10 protein-coding genes and 1 pseudogene are annotated in these 14,405 nt (G+C 68.6%); 5 read left to right on the forward strand and 6 right to left on the reverse strand.

The features are described from left to right. Position 1: 1 nt before the first annotated feature. Complete coding sequence (locus QA861_RS07025) at positions 2-1,486, reverse strand: cellulase family glycosylhydrolase (protein ID WP_334587342.1); 1,485 nt, start codon at positions 1,484-1,486, stop codon at positions 2-4. Positions 1,487-1,763: 277 nt separating this feature from the next. Between QA861_RS07025 and QA861_RS07030 the strand changes: the two genes are divergently transcribed. The 3 genes from QA861_RS07030 to QA861_RS07040 all read left to right on the forward strand — a co-directional run bounded on the left by QA861_RS07030 (position 1,764) and on the right by QA861_RS07040 (position 8,235). Next, positions 1,764-4,679 (forward strand): glycoside hydrolase family 48 protein, encoded by a 2,916-nt coding sequence (locus QA861_RS07030; RefSeq protein ID WP_334587343.1) that lies wholly within the window; start codon positions 1,764-1,766, stop codon positions 4,677-4,679. A gap of 147 nt (positions 4,680-4,826) precedes the next feature. Next, positions 4,827-7,496, forward strand: coding sequence for a cellulose binding domain-containing protein (locus QA861_RS07035; RefSeq protein ID WP_334587344.1), 2,670 nt, complete (start codon positions 4,827-4,829; stop codon positions 7,494-7,496). 112 nt (positions 7,497-7,608) lie between these two features. Continuing rightward, positions 7,609-8,235 (forward strand): hypothetical protein, encoded by a 627-nt coding sequence (locus QA861_RS07040; RefSeq protein ID WP_334587345.1) that lies wholly within the window; start codon positions 7,609-7,611, stop codon positions 8,233-8,235. A gap of 75 nt (positions 8,236-8,310) precedes the next feature. Here the strand turns inward: QA861_RS07040 and QA861_RS07045 are convergent, their stop codons facing one another. The 3 genes from QA861_RS07045 to QA861_RS07055 form a co-directional block, all read right to left on the reverse strand. Continuing rightward, on the reverse strand, positions 8,311-10,215 hold the full coding sequence (locus QA861_RS07045; protein WP_443041454.1) for a rhamnogalacturonan lyase: 1,905 nt from the start codon (positions 10,213-10,215) through the stop codon (positions 8,311-8,313). A 118-nt stretch (positions 10,216-10,333) separates the two neighbouring features. Further along, complete coding sequence (locus QA861_RS07050; RefSeq protein WP_334587346.1) at positions 10,334-11,083, reverse strand: class I SAM-dependent methyltransferase; 750 nt, start codon at positions 11,081-11,083, stop codon at positions 10,334-10,336. 21 nt (positions 11,084-11,104) lie between these two features. Beyond that, complete coding sequence (locus tag QA861_RS07055; protein WP_334587347.1) at positions 11,105-11,410, reverse strand: 4a-hydroxytetrahydrobiopterin dehydratase; 306 nt, start codon at positions 11,408-11,410, stop codon at positions 11,105-11,107. A gap of 239 nt (positions 11,411-11,649) precedes the next feature. On the opposite strand from QA861_RS07055, the gene QA861_RS07060 reads away from it, so the two are divergent. Then, complete coding sequence (locus tag QA861_RS07060) at positions 11,650-12,513, forward strand: Sco1979 family transcriptional regulator (protein ID WP_334587348.1); 864 nt, start codon at positions 11,650-11,652, stop codon at positions 12,511-12,513. A gap of 68 nt (positions 12,514-12,581) precedes the next feature. Further along, the gene (locus QA861_RS07065) at positions 12,582-13,397 is read left to right on the forward strand and encodes an SAM-dependent methyltransferase (protein WP_334587350.1); all 816 of its coding nucleotides are present in this window, start codon (positions 12,582-12,584) and stop codon (positions 13,395-13,397) included. A 154-nt stretch (positions 13,398-13,551) separates the two neighbouring features. On the opposite strand, the pseudogene QA861_RS07070 reads toward QA861_RS07065, so the two are convergent. Together QA861_RS07070 and QA861_RS07075 are read right to left on the reverse strand one after the other, a co-directional pair. After that, positions 13,552-13,876: pseudogene (locus QA861_RS07070) on the reverse strand (Hsp70 family protein); the annotation flags it as partial. A gap of 96 nt (positions 13,877-13,972) precedes the next feature. Further along, entirely contained in the window at positions 13,973-14,401 is a 429-nt protein-coding gene (locus QA861_RS07075; RefSeq protein WP_334587351.1) for an OsmC family protein, read from the reverse strand. Between the last annotated feature and the right edge of the window lie 4 nt (positions 14,402-14,405).

A 14,405-nucleotide genomic window follows, 5' to 3' on the forward strand; every position in this document is an offset into this window, starting at 1 on the left:
ACTAACCGATGGCGCGCAGATGGTCGCGCAGACCGATTCCGAAGGCTGTGGGTGTGCCGTCGTAACCGGAGATCAGGGACGGGCCGGTGGCGCAGTTCCAGGTGTTCCAGGTCCAGCCGAGGTAGGACAGGGAGCGGTCGTCGAACCACTTCATGACCCGGTCGACGAAGGAGTGCGCGCAGGTGTTCTCGCCGATCTCACCCGCCACCAGTGGGACCTGGGCGGCGACCGGCGCGAGGGTCGAGTTCCAACAGCTTTCGCTGGAGCACGAGTTGAAGTTGTAGATGTGCCAGGCGGCGGCGAGATCGCCCGCCGGGTCGGTCGGCTTGTACGTCAGCCACTGGCTGAGGTCGTTCGAGTAGGCGAGCCCGCCGGCGAGGATCACGTTCTTGGCACCGGTGCCCCGGACCGCGTCGATCAGATCCTGCATACCGGCGACCTCGTAGCTGATGCCGGGGCAGGTGCCGCCGTCCCGCCAACAGGTCCAGGCCTGGGCCGCCGTGGAGGTGGCGCGGTCCGGGTAGGGCTCGTTGAACAGGTCGAACACGACGGTCTGGTCACCCTTGAAGGTGTTCGCGACCGAGGTCCAGAAGGCGGGCGAGTACTGCATGTCGGGCATGGGTTTCTGGCAGCTGGCGTGTACGTCGGAGCAGCCGGCCGAGTTGCCCGTGTACTGCCCCCAGGTCCAGTGCAGCTCGACGATCGGCGTCATGCCGTTCGCCTTCACCTTCGCCACCAGGTCCTTGACGGCGGCGATGTAGTTGGCCCCCGCGTACTCGGGTTTGATGTTGGACAGGCCGAGCCAGCACTCCTCGTTCAGCGGGATGCGTACGGTGTTCACTTTCCAGTCGGCGATCGCCTTGACCGAGGCGTTGTCGACCGGTCCGTCCCAGATGCCGGTGCCCTGGACGCAGGCGAACTCGCCGCCGGAGCGGTTGACGCCGAGCAGTCGCCGAGTGGCGCCGCCGGAGTCGACGAGTTTGTTGCCGGACACGTGCAGGGCGGGTGCCCCGGCCTCGGGAGCCGGAGGAACGGTGGGTGATGGAGTCGGGGTCGGGGTAGGCTCCGAATCCGCGTTGCAGGTGGTCCCGTTGAGCTTGAACGACGCCGGCACGGGATTGCTCCCGGACCGCGAGGCGATGAACCCGGCGCTGACGCTCGCGCCCGTGCCCAGCGAGCCGTTGTAGCTCTCGTTGGCCGCGGTGACGGTGGTGCTGGACTGGGACCACTTGGCGTTCCAGCCCTGGCTGAGCTTCTGACCTGCGCCGAAGTCGAAGGTGAGACTCCAACTGCTGAGCGCCGCCTGGTTGTTGGTGATCCTGACGGAGCCCTGGAAGCCGGCGTCCCACGTACTGGTGACCGAGTACTCCACCGTGCACGCGGGAGTGGCTCCCGACGCTGTGAAGACCGGCGCGACCGCGGTGCCCACAAGGGCGACGGCAGCGCCGAGCGCAACTAAAAGACCTGAACGCGGAGGGTGTCGCATGAGCGACTCCTTGCAGATCGGGCGCGTCGTTGCGGACGCGTCGACTGACGGAATCGCTCCCACTGGTGTCAACGAAGTTAGCGCCAAGTGACGGCAAAGGACAGAGGGGTTGACGTGTTTCCATCAGATGTCGCCGTCGAATCAATTCGAGTCTTCAAACACCTTGACCCTTGACACGCCTGTCTTCAATATGGGAGCGCTCCCACTGGTTCAAGGCTTGTTGCTCCTCCCCACATCTCCACGAGCACCTCCCAGCCCGCTTGGAGGAACCAGCACCATGCACCCCCGAGACAGACGCCGCGTCGTGCGGCGGTTCTGGACCGCTGCAGTGGCGGCCCTCACCCTCCCTCTGACCATGCTCGCGACCGGCACGACTCCCGCCCAGGCGGCGGCAGTTCAGTGCAGCGTCGACTACAAGACGAATGACTGGGGCTCCGGCTTCACCGCGGATCTCACTATCACCAACCGCGGTACGGACGTCATCAACGGCTGGACACTGACGTACGCCTACGCGGGCAACCAGAAGCTCAGCAACGGCTGGAACGGCACCTGGTCCCAGTCCGGCCAGACGGTCACCGTGCAGAGCGCGACGTACAACGCGACGATCGCCGCCGGCGCGGCGGTCAGCACCGGTGGACAGTTCACGTACAGCGGCGCCAACGCGGCGCCGGCCTCGTTCGCGATCAACGGGACGACCTGCGCCGGCGCCCACCAGCCGCCGGTGTCGGTGCTGACCAGCCCGGCCGCGGGCGCGGTCTACTCGCAGGGTGACGCGGTGCCGATGGCGGCCACGGCGGCCGCAGCGGACAGCGCGACGATCACCAAGGTCGAGTTCTACGACGACACCACGCTGCTCGGCACGGACACCACCGCGCCGTACACGTACTCGGCCACCGGGCTGGCCGTCGGAAGTCATTCGCTGCTGGCGAAGGCGTACGACAGCCTGGGCGCGTCCGCGCCGTCCACACCGGTCGGCATCACGGTCGCCTCGGGTCCCGCCGTGGTCGCCGTACCGACCCAACTCGGCGTCCAGCAGGGCAAGACGGGGACGTACGACGTCAAGTTGTCGACGCAGCCGAGTGCCAACGTGACCGTGGCGACCGCTCGCGCGAGCGGCAACACGGGACTGTCGGTGACGGGCGGCGCCTCGCTCACCTTCACGCCGGCGAACTGGAACACGGCGCAGAAGGTGACGATCACCGCCAACGCCACGGGCACCGGATCGGCGGCCTTCGACTCGACGGCCACGGGTTATGCCAAGGCGACGGTCACCGTCACCGAGCTGGCGGCGTCGAAGGTGTACGACGCCCGGTTCCTGGACCTCTACGGCAAGATCACCAACCCGGCGAGCGGCTACTTCTCCCCCGAGGGCATTCCCTACCACTCGGTCGAGACGCTGATCGTCGAGGCGCCGGACCAGGGCCACGAGACGACGTCGGAGGCCTACAGCTACCTCCTGTGGCTGCAGGCCATGTACGGCAAGGTGACGGGCGACTGGAGCAAGTTCAACGGCGCCTGGTCGATCATGGAGAAGTACATGATCCCCACCCACGCCGACCAGCCGACCAACTCCTTCTACAACGCCTCGAAGCCGGCTACATACGCCCCCGAGCAGGACCTGCCGAGCCAGTACCCGGCCAAGCTGGACACCGGCGTCTCGGTCGGTACCGACCCGATCGCGGCCGAGCTGAAGAGCGCGTACGGCACGGATGACGTCTACGGTATGCACTGGCTCCAGGACGTCGACAACGTGTACGGCTACGGCAACTCGCCCGGCAAGTGCGAGGCGGGCCCGACGGACACCGGCCCCTCCTACATCAACACCTTCCAGCGTGGACCGCAGGAATCGGTGTGGGAGACCGTTCCGCAGCCGACCTGCGACACCTTCAAGTACGGCGGCACGAACGGGTACCTGGACCTGTTCACCGGCGACGCGTCGTACGCCAAGCAGTGGAAGTTCACCGACGCCCCGGACGCCGACGCGCGCGCCGTGCAGGCCGCGTACTGGGCGGACGTCTGGGCGAAGCAGCAGGGCAAGGGCGCCGACGTCTCGACGACCGTCGGCAAGGCGGCCAAGATGGGCGACTATCTGCGCTACGCCATGTACGACAAGTACTTCAAGAAGATCGGTAACTGTGTCGGCCCGACGACCTGCGCTGCCGGCACCGGCAAGGACGCTTCCAGCTACCTGCTGTCCTGGTACTACGCGTGGGGCGGCGCCACCGACACCTCGGCGGGCTGGGCCTGGCGCATCGGCTCCAGCCACATGCACGGCGGCTACCAGAACCCCCTGGCCGCCTACGCGCTCAGCTCGTCCGCCGATCTGAAGCCCAAGTCGGCGACAGGACAGGCGGACTGGTCGAAGTCGCTGGGTCGGCAGATCGAGTTCTACCGCTGGCTCCAGTCCAACGAGGGCGCCATCGCGGGCGGTGCGACCAACAGCTGGGCGGGCCGCTACGCGACCCCGCCGGCCGGTACGCCGACCTTCTACGGCATGTACTACGACGAAGCTCCGGTGTACCACGACCCGCCGTCGAACCAGTGGTTCGGCTTCCAGGCGTGGTCCATGGAGCGGGTCGCCGAGTACTACCAGCAGACGGGCAACGCCGCGGCGAAGAGCGTCCTGGACAAGTGGGTCGACTGGGCGCTGTCCAAGACGACCATCAACCCGGACGGCACGTACCGCATCCCGGCGACGCTCCAGTGGTCGGGCTCCCCCGACACCTGGAACGCCACAACTCCGGGCGCCAACGCGGGACTTCACGTCACCGTCGCCGACTACACCAACGACGTGGGCGTGGCGGCGGCGTACGCCAAGACGCTGACGTACTACGCCGACCGCTCCGGTGACACCGAGGCGGCGACGACGGCGAAGGCGCTCCTCGACGGCATGTGGTCCAACTACCAGGACACCCTGGGCATCGCCGTCCCGGAGACCCGCACGGACTACAGCCGCTTCAACGACAGTGTCTACGTTCCGTCGGGCTGGACGGGGAAGATGCCGAACGGCGACGCGATCAACTCGTCGTCGACGTTCGCCTCGCTCCGCTCCTTCTACAAGAACGACCCCAACTGGTCGAAGATCGAGGCGTATCTGGCCGGTGGCGCCGCGCCCTCGTTCACGTATCACCGGTTCTGGGCCCAGGCGGACATAGCCCTCGCCATGGGTTCGTACGCGGAGCTACTCGAATAGCCCCCGCCCGGTCCGACCGGACCTGAGCTCCGCGTACCGCGCCGGGCGGCCCCTTCCCGCACTGGGGGCCGCCCGGTGACGTGTCCTGCTCCCTCCCCCCACGCCCCCTCACCACCCAAGAGACCTCTTGTCGACAGGACCCCCACCATGCGAAGAACCCGTATCCTCACGGCCGTACTGGCCCTGACCGCAGGCCTGTTGGCGGGCAGCCCCCTCGCCCTGGCAGCCCCGAGCGCCGCGGAGGTGACGCTCGCCGCCGACACGTACACGTGGAAGAACGCCCGGATCGACGGCGGCGGCTTCGTCCCCGGCATCGTCTTCAACCGCACCGAGAAGAACCTCGCGTACGCCCGTACCGACATCGGCGGCGCCTACCGCTGGCAGGAGTCGACGAAGACGTGGACCCCGCTGACGGACTCGGTCGGCTGGGACCGCTGGGGCCACACCGGAGTGGTCAGCCTCGCCTCCGACTCCGTGGACCCGAACAAGGTGTACGCGGCTGTCGGCACGTACACGAACAGCTGGGACCCCACCAACGGTGCCGTGCTGAGGTCGGGTGACCGGGGCGCGAGCTGGCAACGAGCCGACCTGCCCTTCAAGTTGGGCGGCAACATGCCCGGCCGCGGTATGGGCGAGCGTCTCGCCGTCGATCCGAACAAGAACAGCGTGCTGTACCTGGGCGCGCCCAGCGGCAAGGGGCTGTGGCGGTCGACGGACTCGGGGGCGACCTGGGCGCAGGTGGCGAACTTCCCCAACGTCGGGAACTACGCGCAGGATCCGACCGACACCAGCGGGTACGCCAGCGACAACCAGGGCATCGTCTGGGTCACCTTCGACGAGTCGACAGGTACGGCGGGCAACGCGACCCGCACGATCTATGTCGGGGTCGCCGACAAGGACAACGCGGTGTACCGCTCGACGGACGCGGGCGCGACCTGGTCGCGGCTGGCCGGGCAGCCCACCGGTTATCTGGCCCACAAGGGCGTCCTGGACGCGAAGAACGGCTATCTGTACCTGCCGTACAGCGACAAGGGCGGCCCGTACGACGGCGGCAAGGGCCAGTTGTGGCGGTACGCGACGGCCACCGGCACCTGGACGAACATCAGCCCGGTCGCGGAGGCGGACACCTTCTACGGGTTCAGCGGGCTGACGATCGACCGGCAGAAGCCGGGCACCGTGATGGCGACGGCGTACAGCTCGTGGTGGCCGGACACTCAGCTCTTCCGCTCCACGGACAGCGGCGGCACCTGGACGAAGGCCTGGGACTACACCTCGTACCCCAATCGCGCGAACCGCTTCACGATGGATGTCTCGTCCTCGCCGTGGCTGACCTTCGGCGCGAATCCTTCGCCGCCCGAACAGAGCCCGAAACTGGGGTGGATGACGGAGTCGCTGGAGATCGATCCGTTCAACTCGAACCGCATGATGTACGGAACGGGCGCGACGGTCTACGGCACCGAGAACCTCACCAACTGGGACAGCGGCGGCCAGTTCAGCATCAAGCCGATGGTCCAGGGCCTGGAGGAGACGGCGGTCCTCGATCTGGCCGCTCCCCCGTCGGGCGGTGCGGTGCTGCTCAGCGCCCTGGGTGACATCGGCGGTTTCCGGCACACGGATCTCACCAAGGTCCCCTCGATGATGTTCACTTCACCGAACTTCACCACTACCACGAGCCTGGACTACGCGGAGAGCAACCCGGGGATCGTGGCCCGCGTGGGCAACCTGGACTCTGGCCCGCATGTCGCGTTCTCGACGGACAACGGCGCCAACTGGTTCGCGGGGACCGACCCTTCCGGGGTCTCGGGCGGCGGCACGATCGCGTCGGCGTCGGACGGCAGCCGGTTCGTGTGGAGCCCGGCGGGCACGGGAGTGCAGTACGCGACGGGCTTCGGTACGTCGTGGTCGGCGTCCTCGGGTATCCCGGCGGGTGCGATCGTCGAGTCGGACCGGGTCGATCCGAAGACGTTCTACGGCTTCAAGTCGGGCAAGTTCTACGTGAGTTCGGACGGCGGCGCGACCTTCACCGCGTCGACGGCCACCGGTCTTCCGGCCGGCGACGTCGTGCGCTTCAAGGCGCTGCCGGGCACGAAGGGTGACATCTGGCTGGCGGGCGGCGCGTCGGACGGTGCGTACGGCCTGTGGCACTCGACGGACGGCGGTACGACGTTCACCAAGCTGGCGAACGTCGACCAGGCCGACACGATCGGCTTCGGCAAGGCGGCGACGGGAGCGTCGTACCAGACGCTCTACACGAGCGCGAAGATCGGCGGCGTACGCGGCATCTTCCGCTCCACGGACAAGGGTGCGACCTGGACGCGTATCAACGACGACGCCCACCAGTGGGGTTGGACCGGTGACGCGATCACCGGTGACCCGAGGGTGTACGGGCGCGTGTACGTGTCGACGAACGGCCGGGGTGTCATCTACGGCGATTCATCGGACACCAGCGGGGGCGGCGGAGGCGGCACGGACCCGACGACGCCGCCGACACCCACGGGAGCCTGCACGGTCACGTACAAGGTGACCAGCGAGTGGTCGGGCGGCTTCCAGGCGGACGTGAAACTCGCCAACACCGGCACCACCGCCTGGAACGGCTGGTCACTCGGCTGGTCCTTCCCGAACGGCCAGACCGTCTCCCAGCTCTGGAACGCCGAGTACACCCAGTCGGGTAAGACGGTCACGGCGAAGAACGTGAACTGGAACGCCAACGTGGCGGCGGGCTCGTCGGTGAGCTTCGGCTTCACGGGCAACTCCCCGGGCACGAACGGAAAACCGACCGCGTTCAAGCTGGGCGACCAGTCCTGCACGGTCGCCTGAACCACTCCGGTGGGCGTGCGCTCGACGGAGCACACGCCCACCAACAATCCCCTTCACACCCCTGACATTTTCTTCACAACACCCGATACGGTCATCCCTCCACGAACCAGTCATGGGGGAAACCATGTCGTTCCAGCAGCCTCCACCGCCGCCACCGCAATCCCCGTACCAGCAGCCCCCGTACCCGGTGCCGCCACCATCGACGCCCACCCCCGGCTGGACCCGTAAGCGCGTCCTTGTCCCCGTGGCCGCGCTCATCCTGGTCGTCGGCATCGTCATCGGGTCCGCTGGGGACGGGGGCACCGAGAAGACGAGCGCCGACCCGGCTCCCACCGTCACGAAGACCGTCGACGCGACCGCCGAGAGCGTGGCGGAACCCGCTCCCACGGTGACCGTCACGGAGACGGCCGAGGCCGAGACGGCACCCAAGAAGGAGGAAGCTCCCGCTGCCCCCGAGGGGAAGGCCGTCTTCAAGGTCTGGGGCTCGGCTCCGAGCGGTGTCGACATCACGTACGGCAGCGACGGCACCAATCTGGAGGGCAGCCGGCTGCCCATGACGAAGACACTGACCGTCGACGAGGACTCCCTCTACTACCAGGTCTCCGCACAACTCATGGGTGGCGGAGACGTCCAGTGCTCCGTCACCATCAACGGCGAGACCAAGAAGGGCCGGGCCAAGGGCGGTTACAACATCTGCTCCGCCCAGCTCAACAGCGACTTCAGCGGCGGATTCAGCTGACCGAGCGACCGAGAGGGCCGGGACACGCAACGGCGGCCGTGCCGAAGGGCCCGGCCGCCGTTCCCGCGCCGTCCCCTACGGTGTGTACACCGTCGGCCTCGGCGGCGTCGGCATGCCGTTGCCGATGAAGAAGCTGGGGTGCGGGGGCTGGTTGTACGCCGTGTTCTGCCAGGCGATGCCTGCGCGGTACATCGTGTCGTGGAGAAGGGTGGTGATCTTCGTCGTCGTCTCGATCGGCGTCGAGTAGATACGCAGGGCCGTGTTGTCGCTCGTCGCCCAGACGACCTCCTCGCGCCAGTCGCCGAAAAGGTCCCCGGAGAGTGCCGGGGTGGCCTTCGTGCTGTTGTTGGAGTGGACGGACGCGCCGGTCAGCAGACGGGTGTCCGAGGACGTGCCGTACTTGTCGATGTGCGTGCCGTCGAGGAGTTCACGGAGCGGATCGCCGTCCCACCAGGACAGGAAGTTGACGGAGGACGGCTCGCGGCCCTTGGTGGCGCCGCCCTCGTCACGGATCGAGGTGTCCGACGCCGACCACACCTCCGCTCCGTCGTTGCCCGCCCAGATGTCCCCGGCGACTCCCCGGCCGTTGTCGCAGCAGGCGGCGAGCTTCCAGTTGACCGTGCCATTGGACGGGTTGATGTACAGCTCGGCCGGCTGGGAGGTGCCCTCGGACACCTTGAAGTACTCCAGGCCCGGGTGCGCCGGGTCCAGATCGCCCAGGTGCTGGGCGTCGCCGTGCCCCGTCTTCGTCGTCCACAGCCCGTTGCCGTTGTCGTCGACGGCCATCGCCCCGTAGACGATCTCGTCCTTGCCGTCGCCGTCGACGTCCCCCACGGACAGGCTGTGCGAGCCCTGACCGTCGAATCCCTTGCCACTGTTAGTCGAGGAGCTGGAATCGAAGGTCCAGCGACGCGTGAACGCCCCGTTCCGCCAGTCCCAGGCCGCGAGCACCGTACGCGTGTAGTAGCCGCGCGCCATGATCAGGGAGGGCCGGGCGCCGTCCAGATAGGCGGTGCCGGCGAGAAACCGGTCGACCCGGTTGCCGTAGGAGTCGCCCCACGAGGAGACGGTGCCGCGCGCCGGGACGTAGTCGACGGTGCCCATCGCCTTACCGGTCTGCCCGTTGAACATGGTCAGGTATTCGGGCCCGGAGAGCACGTATCCGCTCGAATTGCGGTAGTCCGCCGATGAGTTGCCGATGCCGGCGCCGGTCCCGTCGACCGTCGCGTCCGCCGTCTTCATGGCGACCTCGGCCTTGCGGTCGCCGTCGTAGTCGTACACCTGGAACTGTGTGTAGTGCGCGCCCGAGCGGATGTTGCGGCCCAGGTCGATCCGCCACAGCCGCGTGCCGTCCAGCTTGATCCCGTCGACGATCGTGTTGCCGGTGTATCCCGACTGGGAGTTGTCCTTGGCGTTGGTGGGCTGCCACTTCAGTACGAAGTCGAGGGCGCCGTCCCCGTCCAGGTCGCCGACCGAGGCGTCGTTCGCCTCGTAGGTGTAGGCGACACCGTCAGGGGTCGTGCCGCCGGCGGGCGGGGTGATCGGAACGTCCTTGTATCCGGTGCGGAACTGGATCGCGTGGACGGAGTCGGCCTGTTCCACCCCACCGACGATCGCCCGGACCGTGTAGTCGGCCTGGGCCGCCGCACCTGAGTGGAAGTAGTTCGTGGAGCCGGTGATCGGCGTCGAGTTGACCTTCGTACCCGCCCGGTAGACGTTGAAGGACACGTCGTTCGGGTCGGTGCCGAGCCAGCGCCAGCTGACCAGGTTTCCGCTGTCGGTGTGCACACTGACGACACCCCGGTCGAGCGCCTCGACCTGCCGGGCGGTGGCGGCCTCGGCCGGTGTCGCGGAGAGCGACACCAGCCCGGCGGCGGCGAGGACTCCGGCACTCACCGCGGACAGCAGAGTCCGGCGTCCGGTGCGGGTGGGGATGCGGGTGGGGGGATGAGACTGGGCATACGGCTGCGGGTGCTGCACGGTACCAACCTCCTGCGGGGCGGACGGGTTGCACTTCCCAGTCGCCGCCGCGCTCAGGAGAGTTGCCGCTCAGGCTGCCCCAAGTCCGCACGTTCTGAGGCGAGTTCCCTCGCCGCCCTCAGGAGAACCGCGGCTTTTGGAACGCCCGCAGCGTGAACACCGGGTCCGGGCGGGGCCGGTCCTGGTCCGGCAACTCCGCCAGGCGGGCGGCGAAACCGTCGGCCAGCGGGCTTCCCGGCGGTAACGCCATGAACCATCCGCGCCGCAGGTCCGCGACGGCCTGCCGGGGACTGCGCCCCTGACCACGCCCCCGAAAGCGCGCTTCCCCGGCCGGCTCCAGCCCGTGCCCGACGGCATGCGCCTCGACGACGGCTGCGGCGTCCTGTGCCGGGCGCCACGGGCGCGAGGCGAGAACGGCGTCGATGTCACTGCCCACATTGTGCGAGGCGCCCTTGTCGACGGTGGTGACATAGAACCCGCCCGGCCGCAGCACCCGCGCGCACTCCCCGACAATGGTCCGGACGTTCTCGTCCCGCCCGGCGAGATGCAGCAGCCACACACTGGTCACCGCATCCAACGTGCTGTCGTTAAAGGGAAGTTGACGACTGTCGGCGAGTACGACGGCACCAGGGAGCCGAGCGGCGGCCCGCCTGGCCATCGCGTCGGTCAGATCGACGCCCGCCACCCGTATACCGGCCCGCCCCGCCGCGAGCCGCCGGGTGACGATGCCGGTACCGCACCCCACGTCGAGCAGGCTGCGCGCCTCTTCCGGCACGAGGCTCAGCACGGCCTCCGCGGCAGCCGCCGCCCTGGGCTCGCCGCCGCGTGAGGCGTCGTAACGCTCCGCCTCCTGGTTGTAGTCCAGCACGATCGCGATCCCTCGGCCCGGTCAGCTCGCCCCGTGGCCCGGCGCGAGGGCCTCGACTCTGCGCGCCAGCTCGAAGTCGAGCTCCGTGACGGCGCCGCCCACACTGTGGGTGTTCACGGTGAGTGACACGGTGTTGTAGCCGAGGGTGAGGTCGGAGTGGTGGTCCAGTTCCTCCTGGACCTGGGCGATGTGGATGACCAGCGCCGTCGCGGCGAAGTGCGAGCCGAGGCGGTAGGAACGGGCGATCCTGTCCCCGTCGAGCGACCAGCCCGGCAGCTCCGCCAGCCGGTCCTCGATCTCCTTCTGCGACAGCGGTTCGACGGACATGACCACGCTCCTTCCCTGAGGTGGGGTGCACTCCCAGCGTGCCACAGGCCGGGCGTTCCGGCCCAGGTCAGGAGGGTGCCGAGCGACCATTTGGCATATGCCGACCAATGAGGACGATGCGGTACCGGAACCCCGGGGGCGCCCGCCGCCCTGGCAATCCCTGTGGCCCGAACCTGTCAGAGCGACAGCGGAACGTGACACACTGCTCGCGATACTTCGGTGCGTAGGGGAGGCGTGGCGTGAGTGAGCGGCGGGCTGCGCCCACCGTGGGCCAAGTGGTGCTCGGGCGACGGCTCCAGGAGCTGCGCGAGGCCGCCGGGCTGAAACGGGAAGAGGCCGCGCGGGTCCTGCGGGTGGCTCCGGCGACCGTACGACGGATGGAGATGGCCGAGGTCTCCCTCAAAATCCCCTACGTCCATGTGCTGTTGACGGCGTACGGCGTCCCCGAGGACGAAGTGGCCATGTTCGTGGACCTGGCCGAGGAGGCGAACGCGCCCGGCTGGTGGCAGCGGTTCTCCGACGTCCTGCCGGACTGGTTCAGTATGCATGTGAGCCTGGAGGGCGCCGCCCGGCTGATCCGGTCCTACGAACCGCACTTCGTGCCCGGTCTGTTGCAGACACCGGAGTACGCGCGTGCCGTCATGGAGGCCGGGACGATCGGGCACACGGGTCCCGAGGCGGTGGAGCGGCATGTGTCGCTGCGCATGGCCCGGCAGAAGTTGCTGACCCGCGAACACCCGCCCCACCTCTGGGTGATCATCGACGAGACCGTGCTGCGCCGGCCCGTGAGCATCGACGGCCAGGTCATGCGCGACCAGCTGGACCGGCTCCTCGACGTGTCGGAGAGCGGCCATGTGACCATCCAGGTCGCCGAGTTCATGGACGGCCCGCATCCGGGCACGTCCGCGCCCTTCGAGCTGTTCCGCTTCGCCGAGCCGGAACTGCCCGACATGGTCTACACGGAGTACCTGACCGGTGCGCTGTATCTGGACTCCCGCCGGGAGGTCGCCGCGCACCTGGAGGTCCTGGACCACATGACGGCGGGTGCCGCGTCGGCCCAGCGCACCAAGGAGATCATCGCCGAGTACCGCGACAGCTACTGAACAACGGTGCCGACCACGGGACTTGGACAACTTCTCGACGGAGCACGGAACTTGAGGAGCGACACCGCATGACCGCACCCGAGGGCGCGCCCACCCGCGTGGACACCAGCAGACCCCACCCCGCCCGGGTCTACGACTGGTGGCTCGGCGGCAAGGACAACTACCCCGTGGACGAGGAGCTGGCCCGCCGGATCCTCGCCGTGGACGGCACGGTACTGCGTGGCGCGCGCGCCAACCGCCGGTTCATGCAGCGGGCGACACGGACCGCCGCCGAGGCCGGGATCCGTCAGTTCCTGGACATCGGTACGGGCATCCCCACCGAGCCGAACCTGCACCAGATCGCCCAGAGCGTCGCCCCCGACGCCAAGGTGGTGTACGCGGACAACGACCCGATCGTCCTGCGCCACGCCCAGGCCCTGCTGCACGGTACGGCCGAGGGAACGACCGAGTACGTCCACGCCGACGCCCGCGACCCGGAGACGATCCTGCGCCTGGCCGGCGAGTCCCTGGACTTCACCCGGCCCGTCGCGCTGTCCCTGGTCGCGCTGACCCACTACCTGGGCGACGAGACCGACGGCGACGATGTGCACGGCCTGCTGAAGACGTACGTCGACGTGCTCGCCCCGGGCAGCTACCTGGTCCTCTCGCAGGTCACCCCGGACCTCAGCCCCGAGGCCATCGCGAAGGCGGCCGAGCACTTCCGGCGCAGCGGCACCCCCTTCTTCCCGCGCCCGCTCGCCGAGTTCCACCGCTTCTTCGACGGCCTCGAACTGCTGGGCCCCGGCATCATCCCCGTCTACGGCTGGCGCCCGGAACCGGAGGACGTGGCAGCCCAGGCGGAGGGCATAGTGCCGGTGTACGCGGGAGTAGCAACCAAGCCCTGAAAGAAGGGGCGCCCCGCGCCCCGATTCCAGGGGCGCGGGAAACTGCGCGTCTTTCAGGGGCGCGGGGAACTGCGCGTCTTTCAGGGGCGCGGGGAACTGCGCGAGCAACCACAACGCACCCGCACCCCGCGACCCACCTACACCCCGCCCGCAGCACGGCGATGCCGGTCTCCTCGGACAGGAGCGCCTTCACCTCGGCGACGGCCTCCTTGGTGGCCTGCCGCTGGGAGTCGTCGAAGTACGCGGGTACGGTGATCACCGCGTCCGAGACGTCCTCGCCGAGATACGCCGCCGGGTCCCGCTTCAGTTTCTGCAGTACGCGCGCGGAGAGCTCCTGGGCTCGGTAGCGGGTGCCGTCCACGGATCCCTGCCCGGAGAACCGCCAGCGTCCCGTCGCCCATATGGCGCTTGACGGAACGGGCCGTGTGCTCCACGTTCGTCACGGCCTGCCGCTTGGCGACCTCACCGACGAGCACCTCGCAGCTGACGCCGAGGCTCCTCCTTGGAGATACCCCGGAAACGACGATGCCGCGCACCTCGGATCGAGGGGCGCGGCAGGGCCGGTGCGGCGAACGTCAGGCGAGCTTCGCCGACAGGGTGATCGTCGTGCCGGTCAGGGCCTTGCTGACCGGACAGTTCTCCTTGGCGTCCTCGGCGGCGGCGACGAAGGCTTCCTCGTCGAGGCCGGGCACGGTGCCCTCCACGGTGAGGTGGATGCCGGTGATGCCCTCACCCGGTTGGAACACGACGTCGGCCGAGGTCAGGAGCTTGGTGGCCGGGGTGCCGGCGCCGGCCAGGGCGTGTGAGAACGCCATGGAGAAGCAGCTGGAGTGGGCGGCGGCGATCAGCTCCTCGGGGCTGGTCTTGCCGTTCGCGTCCTGGGCGCGCGAGGCCCACGTCACGGGCTGCTCGGCGATGGCGCCGGAGGAGTCGAAGGTGACAACGCCGCTGCCCTCCAGCAGGTTGCCTTCCCAGACGGTGTGTGCAGAGCGCGTGGTAGCCACGGTT

Source organism: Streptomyces sp. B21-083, assembly GCF_036898825.1.
Classification (GTDB): Bacteria; Actinomycetota; Actinomycetes; order Streptomycetales; family Streptomycetaceae; genus Streptomyces.

Bases quoted from the DNA above. Each gene is read 5' to 3' on its own strand.
- QA861_RS07025 (WP_334587342.1), bottom strand. From the start codon at position 1,486: ATGCGACACCCTCCGCGTTCAGGTCTTTTAGTTGCGCTCGGCGCTGCC.
- QA861_RS07030 (WP_334587343.1), top strand. From the start codon at position 1,764: ATGCACCCCCGAGACAGACGCCGCGTCGTGCGGCGGTTCTGGACCGCT.
- QA861_RS07035 (WP_334587344.1), top strand. From the start codon at position 4,827: ATGCGAAGAACCCGTATCCTCACGGCCGTACTGGCCCTGACCGCAGGC.
- QA861_RS07040 (WP_334587345.1), top strand. From the start codon at position 7,609: ATGGGGGAAACCATGTCGTTCCAGCAGCCTCCACCGCCGCCACCGCAA.
- QA861_RS07055 (WP_334587347.1), bottom strand. From the start codon at position 11,410: ATGTCCGTCGAACCGCTGTCGCAGAAGGAGATCGAGGACCGGCTGGCG.
- QA861_RS07065 (WP_334587350.1), top strand. From the start codon at position 12,582: ATGACCGCACCCGAGGGCGCGCCCACCCGCGTGGACACCAGCAGACCC.